At 47.4% G+C, this 19,519-nt stretch carries 19 protein-coding genes; 15 read left to right on the forward strand and 4 right to left on the reverse strand.

Annotation, left to right across the window (positions count from 1 at the left end; all coding sequences use genetic code 11):
• Positions 1–442: 442 nt before the first annotated feature.
• The 4 genes from BBD42_RS23875 to BBD42_RS23890 all read left to right on the forward strand — a co-directional run bounded on the left by BBD42_RS23875 (position 443) and on the right by BBD42_RS23890 (position 3,200).
• A complete protein-coding gene (locus BBD42_RS23875; RefSeq protein WP_150131601.1) occupies positions 443–880 on the forward strand; it encodes a hypothetical protein in 438 nt (145 codons plus the stop codon).
• Positions 873–1,376 carry an accessory gene regulator B family protein gene (locus BBD42_RS23880; protein WP_099520177.1) on the forward strand — a complete coding sequence of 168 codons (504 nt, stop codon included), beginning with the start codon at positions 873–875 and terminating at the stop codon, positions 1,374–1,376. Before BBD42_RS23875 ends, BBD42_RS23880 begins: the two co-directional genes overlap by 8 nt.
• A gap of 116 nt (positions 1,377–1,492) precedes the next feature.
• Positions 1,493–1,858, forward strand: a complete 366-nt coding sequence (locus BBD42_RS23885; protein ID WP_237163210.1) for a dipeptidyl aminopeptidase — start codon at positions 1,493–1,495, stop codon at positions 1,856–1,858.
• 592 nt (positions 1,859–2,450) lie between these two features.
• Positions 2,451–3,200 carry a restriction endonuclease gene (locus BBD42_RS23890; protein WP_099520178.1) on the forward strand — a complete coding sequence of 250 codons (750 nt, stop codon included), beginning with the start codon at positions 2,451–2,453 and terminating at the stop codon, positions 3,198–3,200.
• 121 nt (positions 3,201–3,321) lie between these two features.
• Here BBD42_RS23890 and lexA read toward each other — a convergent pair whose 3' ends face one another.
• Complete coding sequence (gene lexA, locus BBD42_RS23895; RefSeq protein ID WP_099520179.1) at positions 3,322–3,942, reverse strand: transcriptional repressor LexA; 621 nt, start codon at positions 3,940–3,942, stop codon at positions 3,322–3,324.
• A gap of 235 nt (positions 3,943–4,177) precedes the next feature.
• On the opposite strand from lexA, the gene BBD42_RS23900 reads away from it, so the two are divergent.
• From BBD42_RS23900 to BBD42_RS23920, 5 genes are all read left to right on the forward strand, one after another.
• On the forward strand, positions 4,178–4,558 hold the full coding sequence (locus tag BBD42_RS23900) for a LysM peptidoglycan-binding domain-containing protein (RefSeq protein ID WP_172455605.1): 381 nt from the start codon (positions 4,178–4,180) through the stop codon (positions 4,556–4,558).
• Between the two features lie 250 nt (positions 4,559–4,808).
• Positions 4,809–5,012, forward strand: a complete 204-nt coding sequence (locus tag BBD42_RS23905; protein ID WP_056040774.1) for a DUF896 domain-containing protein — start codon at positions 4,809–4,811, stop codon at positions 5,010–5,012.
• 31 nt (positions 5,013–5,043) lie between these two features.
• Positions 5,044–6,030, forward strand: a complete 987-nt coding sequence (locus tag BBD42_RS23910) for an aldo/keto reductase (RefSeq protein WP_099520181.1) — start codon at positions 5,044–5,046, stop codon at positions 6,028–6,030.
• A 106-nt stretch (positions 6,031–6,136) separates the two neighbouring features.
• Positions 6,137–6,643 (forward strand): hypothetical protein, encoded by a 507-nt coding sequence (locus BBD42_RS23915; protein WP_099520182.1) that lies wholly within the window; start codon positions 6,137–6,139, stop codon positions 6,641–6,643.
• Between the two features lie 24 nt (positions 6,644–6,667).
• Entirely contained in the window at positions 6,668–7,453 is a 786-nt protein-coding gene (locus tag BBD42_RS23920; RefSeq protein ID WP_099520183.1) for an HAD family hydrolase, read from the forward strand.
• A gap of 115 nt (positions 7,454–7,568) precedes the next feature.
• On the opposite strand, the gene BBD42_RS23925 is transcribed toward BBD42_RS23920, so the two are convergent.
• The gene (locus BBD42_RS23925; protein ID WP_099520184.1) at positions 7,569–8,111 is read right to left on the reverse strand and encodes a 1,2-dihydroxy-3-keto-5-methylthiopentene dioxygenase; all 543 of its coding nucleotides are present in this window, start codon (positions 8,109–8,111) and stop codon (positions 7,569–7,571) included.
• Between the two features lie 180 nt (positions 8,112–8,291).
• Between BBD42_RS23925 and metH the strand changes: the two genes are divergently transcribed.
• From metH to BBD42_RS23940, 3 genes are all read left to right on the forward strand, one after another.
• A complete protein-coding gene (gene metH, locus BBD42_RS23930; protein WP_481855988.1) occupies positions 8,292–11,714 on the forward strand; it encodes a methionine synthase in 3,423 nt (1,140 codons plus the stop codon).
• Between the two features lie 102 nt (positions 11,715–11,816).
• The gene (gene rnz / locus BBD42_RS23935; RefSeq protein WP_099520186.1) at positions 11,817–12,752 is read left to right on the forward strand and encodes a ribonuclease Z; all 936 of its coding nucleotides are present in this window, start codon (positions 11,817–11,819) and stop codon (positions 12,750–12,752) included.
• A gap of 137 nt (positions 12,753–12,889) precedes the next feature.
• Entirely contained in the window at positions 12,890–13,858 is a 969-nt protein-coding gene (locus tag BBD42_RS23940) for a metal-dependent hydrolase (RefSeq protein WP_099520187.1), read from the forward strand.
• A gap of 44 nt (positions 13,859–13,902) precedes the next feature.
• On the opposite strand, the gene BBD42_RS23945 is transcribed toward BBD42_RS23940, so the two are convergent.
• Positions 13,903–14,532, reverse strand: coding sequence for an SdpI family protein (locus BBD42_RS23945; protein ID WP_099520188.1), 630 nt, complete (start codon positions 14,530–14,532; stop codon positions 13,903–13,905).
• A 44-nt stretch (positions 14,533–14,576) separates the two neighbouring features.
• A complete protein-coding gene (locus BBD42_RS23950) occupies positions 14,577–14,828 on the reverse strand; it encodes an autorepressor SdpR family transcription factor (RefSeq protein WP_099521776.1) in 252 nt (83 codons plus the stop codon).
• A gap of 197 nt (positions 14,829–15,025) precedes the next feature.
• Here BBD42_RS23950 and BBD42_RS23955 point away from each other — a divergent pair, with 197 nt between their 5' ends.
• Genes BBD42_RS23955 through BBD42_RS23965 form a run of 3 tightly spaced genes read left to right on the forward strand, consistent with a single transcriptional unit; the run spans position 15,026 to position 19,495 of the window.
• Entirely contained in the window at positions 15,026–17,311 is a 2,286-nt protein-coding gene (locus BBD42_RS23955) for a DEAD/DEAH box helicase (RefSeq protein ID WP_056040754.1), read from the forward strand.
• A complete protein-coding gene (locus BBD42_RS23960; RefSeq protein ID WP_099520189.1) occupies positions 17,308–18,693 on the forward strand; it encodes a ribonuclease H-like domain-containing protein in 1,386 nt (461 codons plus the stop codon). Before BBD42_RS23955 ends, BBD42_RS23960 begins: the two co-directional genes overlap by 4 nt.
• Positions 18,683–19,495: a TIGR01457 family HAD-type hydrolase gene (locus BBD42_RS23965; protein ID WP_172455606.1), complete on the forward strand. Its 813-nt coding sequence runs from the start codon at positions 18,683–18,685 to the stop codon at positions 19,493–19,495. The genes BBD42_RS23960 and BBD42_RS23965 overlap by 11 nt, the downstream gene beginning before the upstream one ends.
• The last annotated feature ends 24 nt before the right edge of the window (positions 19,496–19,519 follow it).

Genomic DNA, 19,519 nt, shown 5'->3' on the forward strand with positions numbered 1-19,519 from the left:
TCGTTTTATTTTAGTTTGTGCATTTACTGGAAGGATATTCATGTATCATAAAAATCCGTAGTGCATTCAGCATATGTGAAGAAATTGAACTTATTATTCACTTAGCGTCATATTTCGTATTGCCAATATGGACATCTGCGTGCAATGATGGAATTGTAATCTAATATATAGTTTTACTACTAAAAATACATTCTAAGACGGTGGCGACCTGGATACTATTAATTTTTTGTTTTTAAGCATGTTTGATGCTCTAGCTGTCGTAATTCTGATGTTTAAAATTTTCAGGCAGAGTCTACGTGAGCACAAATATATAATCGCGCTGCTATGCGCGATAAGCTCATGTTCATCTTATTTATTTAGGGTTGTACTTGATTTATCTCCTGTTCTGGACATGTTGGTGCAAATTATGATTTTTCTCCTATTTAATAGGTTCCTTTTGAAGGTGAAAGTCTTTTATTCATGGATAATGGTTGCGACAGGGTTTGGTGTATTTGTCGCTTTGCAGCTACCTGTTTACTATGTCGCTACGCTCTTCGGCGTTAATGAATCCGTTGCGGCCACATCAGGCGGGTCGGGAATCGAAATCATACAAATATTAACCGATTCTGCTGCAGTGATGATAGGTGCTATTTTCAAAGTCTTTAACCTTGGCTTCGCATTCATCGTAATTCCGCCGCACGATTTTGACATCAGAGAGAAATTTTTCATCGGAACGAATAGGTTGATTATCATTTCTACCTTAGCGATTGCCGTCACTATTATAGCTGCTTTGTACATAACCATTCATTTCAATGTAGTCATGTTTATTTATCCGTTAGTTTTGCTGGCCTTAATAATACTTTATTATCTATCGAGCAGGAGGGATAGGGAAGATGATTGAATACATTTCCAGACAAATAGCAATATCTATTAAAAAGGCTGATCCGCAGGGCAATGTATCTGTCAATGTAATGGCCTACCAATTGGGGTATTGGTTAAATCCAACGGCGATAATAGCACTATCTTTAGGCATTGGGTGGATTACTGGTGCTTTTCTCGGGACCGTAATGGGTATGCTTGCCTTTTGCATCTTGAGGCGTTATACAGGCGGTTTTCATTTTTCGTCATTAACCAAATGTTTTATCGTTTCTGCTGCTCTACTTTCAACAATCCCACATATTGTTTTGAATGATGCAGCAGTGATAGCCTTAACGATGTTAAGCGCAATTCTATTACTTATTTTTCGAAGGGGGGGCGGTGTTTCTTTACTCCTCGTATTATCAAATATATATTTTAAATCAGATGTAATCGCGCTTGCATTTTTGGCGCAGATGTTTTTTGTTATTATTCAACAGATTGGGGGTGTAAAAGGGAATGAAACAGAAATTAGCGCGTAAATTCTCGAAAATCCTATCTAAAGAAGCGGAGAAATCTGCAGAAGGAAAAAAACAAAAAATTTTCCTCGGAAGCCAACCGGTACCGAAGGAATTGAAGTAGCGTGAGTCTTATGGATATGACAACAGAGATTTTGGGACAGCGGGTATACGGGGACGTAATAAATGGGGAGCAATTTGATACTTTCATTTTGTCTGAGGTCATGCTGATTGATGTCTTCAAACCTAAGAAAAACTATGTCGTACCGCGTTTTTACACAGTAAAAGGAATCTTTACAGTAATTCTAACGCTTGATGCTTGCAAACAAATATTTATACCTTTAGGTTTTAAGTCATTAGATAGCAACATTCTTGTCAACATCGACCACATTAATTATGTAAAGGTCGAGAGATTTGGAAACACCGCTTTTTTTGAAGGTGGAGTCACTGCAAATGTAATTGGTCGGAAACTTCATTTGGTGGAACATTTAATAAAAAATGACTGATTCCTATAGGTTAGGAATCAGTCATTTTTTCAGATTAAAAATTATACAAGGTAATATGGACTTCGTCAAGAAATTTCCGTCCTAGGATGGAAATTAAATGTCTATTCGACAATTTCCGACATTGTGACGATATCTCCTGTGATACAATAAAAATGTAAAACAGAGGGAAACAATATCATTATAGAGACAGACAGATATTAAAGCAGGAATGATCGAGTTAAAGACAGCGAGGAGTTAAAGCTGCATTGATTTTCGTCTCACAGTAGAGAGAAGTGTAACTATTTTTACTTGGCTTATACTGTTGAATTCGGATTGATTGTGCAATTCCTCGCTGATTTCGATCAGCTTCCCTGACATCGAATGAATGAGTTAACAATAATATTGTAAGATAACCAATGGAAAAATCAGATAAGGGCTGACATGGACATTACTGATGTAGTAATCAGTAATGATTTGTGTCGGTCCTTTTATATTCAGTAAGAAAAAGTAAAGTGAGTAGACTGGAGGTTTTTATATTTTTTATTATTAGGTATAAATTCCTATTATATTTTCCGATATAAGGTATATTATATTGAGCAAAGGGGATCTAAATATGGCAAAACGTAGAAGGAAGAAAGAGGAGTTGGACCCGGTACAAGCATTTGTGCTGCTTCTTATGTTGGGTGCAGGTTTTGGGGCGTACAAGCTTACAAATTCTTTTATTTTTGCGGGTGTGGCATTTGGTGCGGTTATGTTGTTGTATGCAATTGTAGCGATATCAATTGCTCGCAAACGCAATGAACGCCTTAAGCGTTCCGGTATTGCAGAAATTGATAAGATGGAGGGCCGACAGTTCGAGAAGTATCTTGGACATCTTTTAGAGGCTCATGGCTACAAGGTAACGGTGACGAAGGCAGCAGGAGATTTCGGGGCAGATCTTGTTATAGCAAAAGGCGCACAAAGGGTGGTCGTTCAAGCTAAACGTTATAGTAATAATGTCGGGATTAAGGCTGTTCAAGAAGCACAGGCTTCTATCGCACATTATTCGGCAAGTGAGGCATGGGTCATTTCCAACAGTGGATATACAGAAGCTGCAGTCACATTAACAAAATCAAATGCCGTTCGGCTTATAGATCGAGCAGAGCTCATTGAAATGATTTTGAAGATCAATGCTGATAGATCAATTCCAACACCACATACCAACACAGAACAAAACAATACAGAGAAAATAATTATGAAGCAAATAAAAAATGAAGTAGCATGTGCAAAATGTGGCCAGCTATTAGTCCGTCGTAAAAGTGCGCGTGGGGAGTTTTTGGGTTGTTCAAGCTTTCCTAAATGTCGACATACCGAGGCAGTTTGAGGAGGGAGACCGAGAGCTGGAAAAAATCCTCTGCCTAAATTAAAAAGCTGCATCCAACCCGTTTCTAGTGCGGGAAAGGATGCAGCTTTATTCTTGTATGAAGGGTATGAAATTTCAACGATTAATGAAAATCACGGAACAAGCCGATGACTTTGCCTAAAATCGTAACGTTCTTCAGGCGGATAGGTTCCATGGTTACATTTTCCGGTTGGAGACGGATATGATCCTTCTCGCGGTAAAAGGTTTTGACTGTTGCTTCATCGTTCTCAGTCATGGCGACCACAATATCACCGTTAGTAGCGGTCTGCTGCTGGCGTACAATAACATAGTCGCCGTTATGTATGCCGGCTTCAATCATGCTCTCGCCAATGACATTAAGGATGAATACATCATCATCTCCTACGTAATGGGAAGAGATGGGGAAATATTCTTCAATATTCTCAGTAGCGGTAATCGGCACACCTGCAGTAACTTTACCTACGATTGGTACATGGGTAACAGCAGGACGGATAATTCCGTCGACATCTTCCTGATCCAAAATCTCGATAGCGCGAGGTTTAGTCGGATCGCGGCGGATAAGCCCTTTCTTCTCCAGACGGTCCAGATGACCGTGTACAGTCGAGCTTGAAGCAAGTCCAACTGCTTCTCCAATTTCACGTACGGAAGGCGGATAACCCTTCTCGCGAACTTCGTTCTTTATAAATTCCAGGATCGACTGCTGGCGATTGGAAGCTTTGGACAACACGATCACTCCAGTTCACGCACTCCATGATGAGTGCGACATGAATTTTGATTGAAACTTTGATCCATGCACTTCATTCGAAGTGCAATATGAGTATTTATTTCTCAAATTATAACATGGAACCGCCGTTCGTACAAACATAAGTTCCTAAAAACAAAAGTTCGCATTGTCTGTTGACCGCAAACAAATGTTCGTGTTAATATCGAAACAGAACAAACGTTTGGGAGTGAGGGCAATGATCATTTATCCAGAATCCTATCAATCTATTTTCTCAGAGAAAGCGCCTGTTAAGGCGGCAAAGATGAAATGGCAAATCAGCATGGCTGGATTTAGCAGCTATGCTTTGAAGTTGGCGGTGTGTCTGGCTCTGTTTATTGTATTGTTTTCTGGTTTTTTATTGGTGCGCACAGAAGCTTCAGTGAATCATGTTGCGCCAGCGGCTGCTGGAGAGCAGACAGTAGTGGTTGCGCAAGGCGATACATTATGGGAGCTTGCACGTAAATACTCGGACAGTTCGGATGATATACGCTGGTCCGTTTATCAAATTCGGGAACGCAACCAGCTGTCGTCGCCAGATATATGGCCTGGGCAGAAGCTGGTCATTCCTTCTCCGTAGCTTCATTAAGAAGCATGCCTCTATAATATACGCAAGCTGTTTGCATGACGGAAATCATGTAGCTGTCCTTCGGAACTTTTGAAGCGTGAATACTCGACCTAAATACAGAATAGATCGGAACAATGATAGCATTATCGTTGTACGATCTATTCTGTATTTAATTATAGCCCCGTTTTCTTGACAACTGCGTATTGGTAATGTCAAAGTAGAAAGAGTTTGGGAAAAGTACAGCAAGTGAGGTGAGCAATCAATGGAAGAGCTTATTGCCAGAATTAATGAATTATCCCGTAAAAATAAAACAGTCGGTTTGACGCCCGAGGAACTGACGGAACGGGCTGAACTGCGCAGTAAATATATGGAGCAGTTTAAAAGCAATTTTCGCCAACAGCTTGATACGATTAAATTCGTAGAAGATGAAGAGAGCGAAGCGGGAGACGAGAAGCCACAGCATTAATTATTTTAATGGGAGAGGCGGTCATCATTTTATGAAATACCAACTGCTTGGACGTAGTGGACTAGCTGTTTCTGAACTTTGTCTTGGAACGATGACATTTGGCAATACAACGAATGAGCAGGATTCGCTTGAGATGATCAATCGTTTTGTGGAGTGCGGCGGCAATTTTCTCGATACAGCGAACGTTTATGTAAGCGGACGCTCTGAAGAGATCGTCGGAAAAGCGATTCAAGGCCGTCGTTCTGAGATGGTCGTTGCTACGAAAGTTAGGATGACAACATCTTCTGATATTAATGGAGTAGGGCTGTCCCGCAAGCATATTATGGACGGCGTGGAAGCGAGCCTCAAGCGACTGCAAACCGATTACATTGACTTGTATCAGGTTCATTTATGGGATCATGCTACGCCGATTGAAGAGACGCTGCGGACGCTCGATGATCTTGTCACATCAGGCAAGGTGCGTTATATCGGCTGTTCTAACTTTTTTGCATGGCAGCTTATGAAATCTTTGGCTTGGAGCGATGCTAATCGGTATGTGCGCTTTGTTTCGCTGCAGCCTCAATATAGTCTCGTCAGCCGCCAGATGGATCGTGAAATGATGTCGCTTTGCTTAGAAGAAAACGTTGGTGTTATTCCATGGGCTCCGCTTGGCGGCGGTTTTCTGACAGGCAGGTATGATCGCACAGAGCCGACAGAGGGCAGATTGACAAGCAAAGTAGGCGAAAGTGCTTGGGCAAACCGGGCAAATGAGCAGAACTTTGCTGTTTTGGATGCTGTAATAGCAGCTGCCAAGGAGCTTGATAAAACACCTGCTCAAGTTTCACTGAATTGGCTGCTGCAAAGGGAAGGAATCACATCCCCAATCTTTGGAGCTAGCACGCTTGCGCAATATGAGGATAATATGGGAGCTGTCGGCTGGACGATGCCTGAAGAGATATGGAATCGTCTGGACGAGGTCAGCGCGCTTGCCGAAGACTATCCGAATCGTTTTATTGCAAAATTCAAACGCCCGTTTTAACGAATTACGATGAAACCTGGAGATATACGGTGTCAGCCTGCATCACTTGTCAGACTTGATTTATTAAGCGTGATTTTGTGTTGCAGCATAATAAGGAGGAACGACTTTGTCACGTACATGGGAGCGCAAGGTGCGCCGAAACACGAATCAAATTAACAAAAATCGCAAAAAACAAGGCGGCCCAAGCTTTAAGCCAGCTGGACCCCAATCCGATCGTTTTGTTGGCCGCAGCTATATTGCGCCGATTTTGCTCCTGCTGTTTATTGCCATGTACGTTATACTTGCCCAAATGGACCCGCAATTTAAATTCGATACCTTGCTAGGTGTGACAATTGGCTGCTATGTATTTCTGGCAATTGTATTTTTCCTGCGGCGCCCGTATATTACAATCGGTAAAAACTATGTTCAAACGCGCAAGATGACTGGCGACAAGCGTCTAGGTGCAGAAGCGATCAAGACGATTCGCGTACAGCCTGGCTATGTGTCGATTGAACCGCAAAAAGGATCGACATGGGCTTTTTCGCGAGTATTTCATCGTTATCCAACGGATGAAATCAGCGCAAGGTTAGAGCAATTTGCCAAAGAAAACGGCATAACATACGAACAAAAATAAAACGACCAGGAGCGTCAGTGAACAATGGCAAAGCTAGCGGTATTATTTGATTTGGATGACACACTGCTATGGGATGACCGTAGTGTAAAAGAAGCATTTGATGCGACCTGTCAAGCAGGTGCGGAAGCAGCGGGCGTAGATGCGGTAGAGCTGGAGGAAGCTGTTCGCAAGGAAGCTCGCAGCTTATATGAATCGTATGAAACATTCCCTTTCACGAAAATGATCGGAATAAATCCTTTCGAAGGCCTATGGGCTAACTTCCGTGAGGGAGAGCAGGAGGAGTTCAGAAAGCTGGAGCAGCTTGCACCCGCTTATCGTCGTGAAGCATGGACGAAAGGGCTAAAAGCGCTGGGAGTAGACAATCAAGAGCTTGGCGCCAGACTGGCCGAGCAGTTTCCAGCAGAGCGCAGAGCGCGCCCGATTGTATATGATGAAACGTTTCGATTGCTAGATGCGCTAAAAGGCAAGTATAAGCTGCTGCTGCTAACGAACGGCTCACCGGATTTGCAGCAGGAGAAGCTTACAGGCGTTCCACAGCTTGCGCCTTATTTTGACCACATCATTATTTCTGGCGCTTTCGGAGAAGGCAAGCCGGCCGCTTCGATTTTCCGCCATGCGCTGGAACGCCTTGGTATTGAACCGGAGCAGGGCATAATGGTTGGGGACAAACTGACAACGGATATTTTAGGTGCAAATACCATTGGTATGGATTCGGTATGGATTAATCGCCATGGCGCTGTTCGGTCGGATGAAATTGTGCCTACATATGAAATTAAGCATTTAGAGGAATTGCTGCCGCTGCTGGGATAGTCGCGCGTATACTCGCGCCATTACTGCTGCAAAAGCATAAGAAGAAGCCCCTTGGTCCATTGGAAATGGCTCAAGGGGCTTCTCTGTATAATGACGCAAATCAATGAAGGAACGATCAAGCTTTAGTGAAAGCAGGGTCTTCGAACGGGTGGGCAATCCAGCCTTCAGTTTCAATAAACAGGCGAACAGCAACGATTTGACGGTTGTCCATCAACGTGAAGAAGTGAGGAATTGTTTCTGGAACCGAAATAACGTCTCCCGCTTCCAGCTCAACGTCGAAATAACCGACTTCTTCGCTGCCTTTAATAATAAAGATGCCGCGTCCGGCTGTAATCGCCCGCACTTCATCTTCCGTGTGCGTATGCACTTGCTCAAAACGTTTTAGAATATCATCAAGACCTGGGGTAGCATCTGAAAGGGCAACGATATCCCATGTTTTGTAACCGCGACGTTCGGCAAGCTCGCGAATTTCAACATCGTAAGTAGCGAGAATTTCCGCTTTCTCTTCATCGGATAATACAAATTTATCTTGCAGATGGCCTGGCAACTTGCTAGCATCCCAGTGTTCATAAAGCACTTCTTGGCTTTCTAAAAACGCGCGAACGTTCTGCTCGCCAGATATTCTTTCCTCAGTATTGCGAATTCTAATCTCAGCCATCACAATTCCCTCTTTTCCTATTGAAATTAAATGTTATATTAAATATATAATGATTATAATGCAAAAACAAGCGATTGTCGATTGCAATTGCTTTTCACATTGCGTCGATTCTGTTAAACTGAACTTTAGTGATTTTCACAGGAAGGGTGCACATAATTGTCGAAACCAACCATACAAGAAATGATGCAAAAGCGGATATTGATTTTGGACGGCGCAATGGGAACGATGATTCAGCAAGCCGATCTTACCGAGGATGATTTTGGCGGTGAGGATATGGATGGCTGTAATGAAATACTCGTGTTGACGCGTCCTGATGTCATCCGTACTATACATGAACAATATTTAGAGGCAGGCACGGACATTTTGGAAACGAATACGTTCGGAGCAACGAGCGTCGTGCTGGCTGAATACGATATACCGGAGAAGGCGCGCGAAATCAACCTGGCAGCGGCGAAAATTGCTCGTGAAGCGGCGGATAAATATTCGACGCCGGAGCATCCGCGTTATGTGGCAGGAGCGCTTGGACCGACGACGAAGACGCTTTCTGTAACAGGCGGGGTTACTTTTGAAGAGCTTGTCGACAGCTACTACGAGCAGGTCATTGCGCTCATGGAAGCAGATGTAGATGCGCTGCTTCTGGAAACCTCCCAGGATACACTTAATGTAAAAGCGGGCAGCATCGGCATTCGCAATGCGTTTGTGACGATGGGCCGTGAGCTTCCGATTATGATTTCGGGAACGATTGAGCCTATGGGAACGACGCTGGCGGGCCAAAGCATTGAATCGTTTTATATTTCACTGGAGCATTTGAAGCCAATATCCATGGGGCTAAACTGTGCGACGGGTCCTGAGTTTATGCGTGACCATATTCGTACGCTTAGCGAAATTGCCAATTCGGCAGTAAGCTGTTATCCGAACGCGGGCTTGCCGGATGAGAACGGTAATTATCATGAGTCGCCGGAATCGCTAGCGAAAAAAATGTCTGCTTTTGCCGAGCAGGGCTGGCTCAACATTGCTGGCGGCTGCTGCGGTACGACGCCGGACCATATCCGCGCACTGGTCGAGACGATGGCGAAGTATCCGCCGCGTACCAAATATGGCGAGCATCCTGCAGCTGTTTCCGGCATTGACACCGTCTATATTGAGCCGGAAAACCGCCCAATTATGATCGGAGAGCGCACGAACATTTCCGGCTCGCGGAAGTTCAAGCGCCTGATTAAAGAAGAGAAATTTGACGAAGCTTCGGAAATTGCCAGAGCGCAAGTAAAAGGCGGAGCCCATGTCATTGACATCAACTTGCAGGATACGGACATTGATGAAGCGTACGCCGTTCATAATTTTTTACCGCAAGTCGTCAAAAAGATTAAAGTGCCGCTCATGCTCGATTCAACCTACGATCATATTATTGAGCTGGGCCTTAAATATTCGCAAGGAAAAGCGATCATTAACTCCATCAATCTGGAGGATGGCGAAGCCAAGTTTGAAAAGATTCTTCCGCTTATCCATCAATATGGCGCAGCTGTCGTCATGATACTAATTGATGAGCGCGGTCAGGCGGTTAGCCGTGAAGCGAAGCTCGAAGTGGCAGAGCGTTCCTACCGTTTGCTAGTTGATAAGTATGGCATGAACCCGGAGGATATCATTTTTGACCCGAATATGTTCCCGGTTGGCTCTGGTGACCCGCAATATATTGGCTCCGCAGTGGAGACGATTGAGGGGATTAAACTAATCAAAGAAAAATATCCGCTTGCCAAAACGATTCTAGGCCTCAGCAACATTTCCTTCGGTTTGCCAGACGCGGGCCGCGAAGTATTGAACTCGGTTTATTTGTACCATTGTACAAAAGCAGGACTTGATTATGCGATTGTAAATACCGAAAAGCTGGAGCGTTACGCTTCGATTCCTGAAGAGGAGCGCAGACTTGCTGAGGAATTGATTTTTAATACGACAGACGAGACGCTGGCTGCTTTCGTTGCCGCCTTCCGCGAGAAGAAAGTGGTCAAGAAAGAGAAAATCTCCAACCTGACGCTGGAGGAAAGACTCGGTTCTTATGTCGTTGAAGGCACGAAGGAAGGACTAATTCCTGATCTGGATTTGGCGCTTGCCAAATATACGGCGCTGGAGGTCATTAATGGACCGCTCATGCGGGGGATGGAAGAGGTCGGCAGACTGTTTAATAATAATGAGCTTATTGTGGCGGAGGTACTGCAAAGCGCAGAAGTCATGAAAGCTTCGGTTGCTCATTTGGAGCAGTTTATGGAGAAGGATGAATCGTCCGTAAAAGGGAAAATTATATTGGCGACGGTAAAAGGCGACGTGCATGACATCGGCAAAAACCTCGTTGAAATTATTTTGTCCAACAACGGTTACAAGATTATTAATCTCGGCATTAAAGTACCGCCTGAGAAGCTTATAGAAGCTTACCGCAATGAGAAGGCGGATGCGATTGGCCTGTCGGGCTTGCTGGTCAAATCGGCGCAGCAGATGGTCATTACAGCTCAGGATATGCGCAGCGCAGGCATTGACGCGCCAATTTTGGTCGGTGGTGCAGCGTTGACCCGGAAATTTACGAAGACGCGGATTGGTCCAGAGTATGACGGCTTGGTGCTGTATGCGAAGGATGCGATGGACGGGCTTGATATTGCCAATAAGCTGATGGATAAAGACCACCGTCAACGGATGGAAGATGAGATGGCGGAATACAAGGCATCGGGCGGCGAGGAAGAGGTTCAAAGCAAAGAACTGCCTAAGCTTACCCGAATCGAACGTTCAAAAATTTCCGTAGACGCGCCGGTGTACATTCCACCTGATTTGGATCGCCACATTTTGCGCGATGTTCCGCTGCCGCATATTATTCCTTATATCAATATGCAGATGCTGCTCGGCCATCATCTAGGACTGAAGGGCAACGTGGAAAACCTGCTGAAGGAAAAGAACGAGAAGGCGGTTCATCTCAAAGAAACGGTTGACGGCATTTTGCATGAAGGAACGACGAACGGGATTTTGAAGGCTAACGGCATGTACCGCTTCTTCCCGGCGCAGTCCTCAGGCAACGATATTATTATTTATGATGCTAACGATCAGACGAAGGAAATCAAACGTTTCACTTTCCCGCGCCAGCAGGTAGAGCCATTCCTTTGTTTGGCGGATTTCCTGAAGCCTGTAGATAGCGGCATTATGGATTATGTCGGCTTCCTCGTTGTAACGGCTGGCGAAGGCATTCGCGATTTGGCGGGGCAATGGAAGGATCAAGGCGATTACTTGCGTTCGCACGCGCTGCAATCGGTGGCGCTTGAAGTGGCGGAAGGGCTCGCTGAGCGCGTCCACCATATGATGCGGGATATTTGGGGCTACCCGGATCCGCATACGATGACGATGAAGCAGCGCCACGGCGCACGTTATCAAGGGATTCGCGTTTCGTTCGGCTATCCGGCCTGTCCGGATCTGGAAGATCAAGGCCCCTTGTTCGAGCTGATGAAGCCTGAGGATATTGGCGTGGAGTTGACGGAAGGTTTCATGATGGAGCCGGAAGCATCGGTATCTGCAATGGTATTTTCCCATCCGGAAGCGCAATATTTTAATGTTGAGAAGGTTGAACGTTAGGAGCATATATAGCAGCATGAATAGCAGGGAGAGCCTCCGCAAAATCGTTTTTAACGATTGGCGGAGGCTTTATCCTATTTTTGAACAGGAGGCGGTAGGTGCATGGAAATTTGGTTTCTTGGAACAGGTGCGGGACGGCCGTCGAAAGAACGCAATGTGACGTCGATTGCGCTGCGGCTGCCAGAGCCGGACGGCGGGCTATGGATGTTCGATGCGGGCGAAGGCACTCAGCATCAAATGATGCGATCCCCGCTGAAAATGGGCAAGCTTAATGCTCTATTCATTACGCATCTGCATGGTGATCATACCTTTGGCATTCCAGGTCTGCTTAGCACAAGGTCTTATTCCGGCGGCAAAGGTCCGCTCCATTTGTTTGGTCCTGTAGGCGTTGAAGAGATGGTGCGAACTGCCCTGCGGCTAAGCGGAACCCATATTGATTATGAATTGATCATAACCGAAATCCAAGGGGATGGCGTTATTCATGAGGATGAGCGATTCGTTGTGGAAGCGTGGTCATTGGATCATCGGCTGCCCTGTTATGGCTACCGTCTGCTGGAGCGCGATTGTCCGGGCAAGCTTAATACAGAGCGTTTGAAAGCGCTAGGTGTTCCGTCAGGACCGCTATACGGCAAGCTTAAGCAGGGCGAGGATGTGCAGCTGCCGGATGGCACGACGGTGCGTGCTGCTGAAGTAGCCGGAGCTCCATTAAAAGGAAGAATCATTGCAATTGCTGGCGACACCAGCCCATGTGCCAACATAGCCCGGCTTGCCGAAAATGCAGATTTGCTCGTTCACGAAGCGACGTTTGCTGCAGGACAGGAAGAGAAAGCGCATGAATATGGGCATTCGACGACGATTGAAGCGGCGCAGGCTGCTAAGGATGCAGGCGTGCAGCAGCTGATTATGACGCATTTCAGCTCGCGTTTTCTGCTTGAGGATATGCCGATGCTGAAGGAAGAGGCCCAGCGTATTTTTCCGCAATCCGAAGCGGCCTATGATCTGTTCCATGCCAAAATAGCAAGGCGCAGCGACTGTTAGTCTTGGTACACTTCCGTCCAGCCTGCTACACCCTAAGTCCCCCTTACGAAATCAACATATGCTGAAAATAATGCGTTGACATTCCCCCCGTATGATGGCTGTGAACAGCAGTATACACATCGGGAGGCTGATACGTGATGGATACAGCAAGCCATTTATTGTTCGGCGCAACACTTGGGGGACTCGCGATGCTCGACCCTGCGCTCGCTGCGCAGCCAGCCGCAATGCTTGCCGTATGGACAGCAACGCTGCTCGGCAGCCATGCGCCTGATTTTGATACGGTGATGCGCTTTAAAGGGCAAGCGGCCTATGTGCGCCATCATCGCGGCATTACGCATTCACTGCCTGCGCCTGCCATTTGGTCGCTGCTGGGCTTGCCGATTGCGTGGCTTTATGGTGTGCCCGAGCTTGCCTGGCAAGTTGTAGGCTGGATGTTCGTTGCGGTCTGTTTTCATGTATTGCTGGACCTGTTCAATTCCTTTGGCGTGCAATGCGCCAGACCTGTTTCGCAGAAATGGCTGCATTTAGATACGTTATGCTTATTTGATCCGTATTTGTTTGTTTTGCATGCATCTGGCTGTATCCTTTGGGCGTCAGGCCTAGCCGAGCCAGGCCCGATGTTTGCTATCATTTACGCTATGACGGCTCTCTATATCGGATGGAGGCTGCGAGTAAGCCGAAAGGTGAAGCGGCTGCTGCGAGAAAGCTTCGGCCTCCGTACAGGCATAACGCTTGTACCGTCACTGCTTGGCTACAGCTGGCAGTTTACGGCAGACTGCGGCGACCATTATGCAGCGGGCACGGTTGCCGGAGGTTTGGTTACGATCGAGACGACCGTCAGCAAGCTGGATGACGCGGAGCTGGCTCCGGTTGTGCGTGCAGCGATGAACGAGGAAGGCGTGAAAGCACTATTGTCTTTTTCCGAGCGGGTTCATGTGAATGTGCAGGAAAAGCTCGATGGTTACGAAGTGACCTGGAGCGATGTGCGTTTTTGGAATAAGCAGCAAATGCCGTTCGGGGTAGCTGTGACGCTCGATGCGGATATGAAGGTGCTGAATCACCGGTTGGGATGGAACAAAAAAACGTGGGAGCCACCCCACGTTTAATCATAACTTTTGAAAAAGCAAGGGATAGCGCTCTTCCAAGAGCGCTATATTTTTTTGTTAACAAAGATAGAAGAGATGACCGACAGGATGGAAACGAGCGCAATCAACGTCAGAAAGCTGATCAGCTGCACTAAGCCTGGCAGGAACACCGTCCCTATAATGAGGAAGCCGCCCCAGAAAAATATTTTGGCCGAAAGCTGATGTGTTTTGCGCCATACATGCTCGTTATTCAGCGTTATCGGTGTTTTGATGCCGACAAAACGATTGGGCTTCATACGCGGCAAATAGTTCCCGATCGTAATGAACAAAATGCCGATAAACGGGATGACGACCATCAGAATATCAAGCTCGACGCCATAGCCATATGCGATAATGAAGCCTTGAATGGCGGCTAGGCCAAGCATCAGCACTTGATTGATAATATCGGTGCTTTTAATCGTGCTTGAGCTTGCAGCCAGCTTAGGGTCGATTTTCGGCAAATATTTAAACATCAGTGTAACCAGCACCATCAATGCCGGGATGAAAAATAAAGCAAACATTTTGCCGGCATAACGGTCAGGCTCGCCAAACGCATTCCAATGTACGGGCATAGTGTCAGGCAGAGAAGAGTAGAAGATTATCCCGGCAATAAAGGATAGCGCGATAATAAGCCAAGTCCAAACATTGTTTTTCATTATTCATCGTTCCTTTCCAAGTCAGGTCATAAATCGGTTGATGTTCATTGAAACGAAGCAATCCATTTGAGCAAATCCTGAAAGACGGTTGTATTCAGCGTATAGTAAATATGCTGCCCTTTGCGTTCGTCCGATACTAGCTCAGCTTGCTTCAGCAAGCTTAAATGATGGGAAATGCTCGGCTTGGTCATGTGAAAATGGTCTGCAATTTCCCCCGCTGTCAAATCCTGCTCTTTCAATAAATCAAGGATCGTGCGTCTAGTGGGATCGGATAACGCTTTAAACGCCTGGTTAATCGACAATGAGGGATGATCTCCTTTCGATATTTAGATAATTATCTAACAATCTAATATAATAACATTGTATGGGCTAAACCCTTATGTTGTCAATAATCGGATACCCAAAAAATAAAATTGCAGGCCGAACATGTATTCTTGTAAAATGAAAGAAACGAGTGAACTAGAAAAGTCAGGATACAAGGAGAGAAACAGTCATGAACCGCTGGACGGGAAAGACCTCGGGACTCGAGGAGTGGCTGGAGCTGCTGAAGCACGATCAGGACATAACGGACAATATCACCCACTGGCGGACCATTCCGCCTCGCGAGGCTTGTACCGCAGCATTGCCTGCGGATCTGCATCCTAAGCTTGCGGAAGCGCTGCGCTCAAAGGGAATTAATGAACTATATACGCATCAGGAAACGGCCTATCGGTTCGTTCGAGAAGGCCATAGCGTTGTAGCGGTCACCCCGACTGCCTCTGGCAAAACCTTATGCTACAACCTGCCGGTGCTCCAGTCTTTATTAGAGGATGAGGAAGGCCGGGCGCTGTATTTGTTTCCGACGAAGGCGCTGGCGCAGGATCAGGTGGCTGAGCTTCAGACGCTTGCCGATCTGATGGACGTCGACCTCAAGACGAATACATACGACGGGGATACCCCTCCGACTGTAAGGCAAGTGATCCGCAACGCTGGACATATCGTCGTAACGAATCCGGACATGCTGCATTCGGCGATTTTGCCGCATCATACGAAATGGGTTAAGCTGTTTGAAAATATTAAATATATCGTGATCGATGAGCTTCACGCCTACAGAGGCGTGTTCGGAAGTCACGTTGCCAATGTGATCCGCAGGCTCAAAAGAATTTGCCGGTTTTATGGGTCTAATCCGCAATTTATTTGTGCATCAGCGACCATTGATAATCCCGCCGAGCATGCAGCAAAGCTAATAGGCGAGCCTGTGCGGCTCGTCGATAACAATGGCGCGCCAACGGGCGAAAAGCATTTTATTTTTTATAATCCGCCTGTTGTGAACAGGCAGCTAGGCATTCGCCGCAGCAGCGTGCTGGAGACGAGGAAGCTGGCAGGGTTGCTGCTTCGGCAAGGCGTGCAGACGATTGTGTTCGCCCGCAGCCGGGTGCGCGTCGAGCTGCTGCTGACCTATTTGCAGGATATCATTAAGGACAAGCTCGATGCGAAGACGATTCGCGGCTACCGCGGCGGGTATTTGCCCAAGCTGCGGCGGGAAATTGAGCGGGGCCTGCGCAGCGGCGAAATTCGCGGCGTCGTCAGCACAAATGCGCTGGAGCTCGGCATTGACATTGGCCAGCTTCAAGCTTGCGTGCTGAATGGTTACCCAGGCACAGTAGCCAGCACCTGGCAGCAATCGGGCCGTGCGGGGCGCCGGCAGGGCAGCGCGGTTACTTTTTTAGTGGCAAGCAGCAATCCTTTGGATCAATATATGATTCAAAATCCTGACTTTTTCTTCAATCGGCCGCCAGAGCGCGCGCTTATTCATCCCGATAATTTGCTCGTGCTCATTGACCATGTGAAATGTGCGGCATACGAGCTTCCATTTGAAGAGGGCGAGAAGTTTGGCGAGGAATCGCTTGCGGATATGATGGAGTTTTTAACGGAGGAAAAGGTGCTTCACCGTGCGGGCAGCCGCTGGTATTGGATGGAGCAATCGTTTCCCGCCCATAACATTTCGCTGCGCTCCGCAGCGCAGGAAAACTTCGTCATCATTGATATGACAGAGGGCAGCCGCGTACTCGGCGAAGTTGATCGCTTCAGTGCCCCAACCCTTATTCACGAAGAAGCGATATATATCCACGAGGGCGTGCAGTACCAGGTCGAGAAGCTGGATTACGCTGAGAAGAAGGCTTACGTGCGCAAAGTCGATGTCGATTATTACACCGATGCGAATCTCGCAGTGGAGCTGAAGGTGCTTTATGTAGACAAGGAGCGCGAATCGGGCGAGCTGACGAGGCAGTATGGAGAGCTGGCGCTGAATGCCAAGGCGACGATTTTTAAAAAGATTCGGCTGCGCAGCCATGAAAATATTGGCTCTGGTCCGATTCATTTGCCAGAGGAGGAGCTGCATACGAGCGGCTACTGGTTCTCGTTCAGCGAAGAGGCTGCTGCGCGCAAAAGCAAAAATGAGATGCAATACGCTCTGCTGGGCATTGCGAATGTGTTGGTTCATATTGCACCGCTCTATTTGATGTGCGATCCCTATGATATTCGCGTCGTCCCGCAGGTGAAGGCTGTGCATACACAGAAGCCGACGATTTATTTTTATGACCGGTACCCGGGCGGCATTGGTCTTAGCGAAAGACTGTTTGAGGTGCATGATGAACTGATCCGTCAGGCAAAGTCGCTCATTCGCGGCTGTACTTGCTTGAGCGGATGCCCAGCCTGTGTGGGGCCGATTGAAGAGGTCGGACTGCTTGGCAAGGAGCAGGCGCTTAAGCTTCTGGAGGAAGCGGAGGGAAATACATGAGCAGTTTGCGAGAGCGAATGAATCGTCTGCGCAGCAGCGCAGCCGGTTCGGCAATCAGCACAGGCGAAGCGATAGGAAGTGCGGGACAGCAGACTTCTGAAGTGCCTGATTTAGAAGCCTCTCTAGAAGCCTCTTTAGAAGGTAATAAAGAAGCCACTGAGACAGAAGCAGAATTAGAAATAGAAGCGGGCGCGGAGCAGCTTCCAGATAGCTGGCTCGCCATGGGCGTCAAGCTGCAAACGAATGAGGTAGGAACCTTTTTGCTGCGTGAAGTGAAATATCCTGCGGCCCATCAGCATGGCATTCACCGACTTTCGGAGCTTCAGGAAGCCAGCAAAGGGCTATCTGCTTTTCACGGGGAGCAAATTGGCGCAGAGCATTTGCTTATTCTGGATTTGGAGACGACCGGCCTCGGAGTCGGGACAGGCAATGTGCCGTTTATGGTGGGCATTGCCTATTGGCAAGAACAGCAGTTTATTGTAGAACAGGCGCTCATTCGCCATCCGGCAGAGGAACGGGCGATGCTGGCCTATTTGAAGGAAAAGCTGACGGCTTATGCGTATCTGGTAACGTATAACGGACGAACGTTTGATTGGCCCGTCATGCTGAACCGATTTATATTGAATGGCTTTGGAAGCAAAGTGTGGGCGCCGCTGCACTTGGATTTTCTGCATCCTGCACGCAGCGTTTGGCGCAATACGCTTGCTTCATGCAGGCTAAGCCATGTGGAGGAAGAGCGGCTAGGCATTGAGCGAGTGGATGATGTGCCAGGCTCGCTTGCCCCGCAGCTGTATTTTCAATATTTAGCTGATCAAAATCCGGAGCCGCTGGAAGGCGTATTCCGCCATAATGAAATCGACATGCTTTCTCTTGCGAGCTTAGCGATCCGATTTGGGCATTTGTTAAATGGCGAAGCGGGCTGCGGCCCGCTCCCGATGCCTGAAGAGCCGGAGGAAATCGTGCGAACAGGGCTTTGGCTGGAGAAGATGGGACAGGCGGAGAAGGCGGAACGATTATTTGCGGTGGCAGAACAGCTTCCGGGTATGACGCTTAATGCTTTGCTGCTGCTCGCGGCACGTGACAAGAAGGCTGGAAATTGGCGGCGAGCTGTGTTATTGTGGCAGAAGGCTGTAATGTTGCCTCACAAATTTGGGGCAAGCGATGACAGCGCCTTTATCGAACTCGCTATGTATTACGAACATAAGCTGAAAGATTATGATTCGGCTTTATTATATGCGGACGAAGCGCTGCAGATGGCGCTTAGCCATCCGCTTCGGGGGCGTCAGACTGCCAAGCAGCGGGCGGAGCTTGCAGAGCTTCGCAAGCGGTCATTGCGCTTGCAGGGCAAGATAGGAAGGAAGCTGGGGAATCATGGGACATAATTTGCCTGAAATGATGGGCCTGCTCATCGATCTCGATGGCACGCTTTATCATGGAACGAGAAGAATTGAAGGCGCAGATGCTTTGCTGCGCAAGCTTAAGGAGCTGAATCTTCCTTATCGGTTCGTTACGAACAATTCTTCGGCTACCCCCGGAGATGTAGCGGAGCGATTGAACAGAATGGATATTCCGGCGGAGGCGCAGGATGTGTGCACATCAGCGCAGGCTGCTGCGGAATATGTGGCTTCTGTAAAGCCGGGAGCTTCTGTTTTTGTTATTGGAGAGGCTGGCTTGCGCGCAGCTATTGAAGAAGCCGGCTTGCGGCTAACGGAGGAACAGCCGGATTTTGTTATTCAAGGTATCGACCGTGAGCTTAGCTATTCGAGGCTTTCGCTTGCGGTTCGCTATATTCATGGCGGAGCTCCGTTTATTTTAACGAACCCGGATTTGCTGCTTCCTTCGGAAGGCGGATTAATGCCGGGGGCTGGTTCAATTGGAGCGATGCTGCAAGCAGCAGGGGGCAAGGAGCCGATTGTCATTGGCAAGCCCTCATCGATTTTGATGGATTATTCCTTAAAGCAGCTCGGCCTTCCGGCTTCGGACACATGGGTAATCGGTGATAATCTGGCTACGGATATAGCAGCTGGCCGCGCTTCGGGCTGCGGGACGCTGCTCGTTTTGACAGGACTTACAACGGAGCAAAATTATAAGCACTATTCGGAACGCGCAGGCTGCGAACCGGATAAAATATGTAGAAATTTAGATGAGCTGATCTCTTATATTACGGAAACTGCAAACAGCTGACATAGGGATAGCGTACAGACAGGA

The organism is Paenibacillus sp. BIHB 4019 (assembly GCF_002741035.1).
In the GTDB taxonomy this organism is placed as follows: Bacteria; Bacillota; Bacilli; order Paenibacillales; family Paenibacillaceae; genus Pristimantibacillus.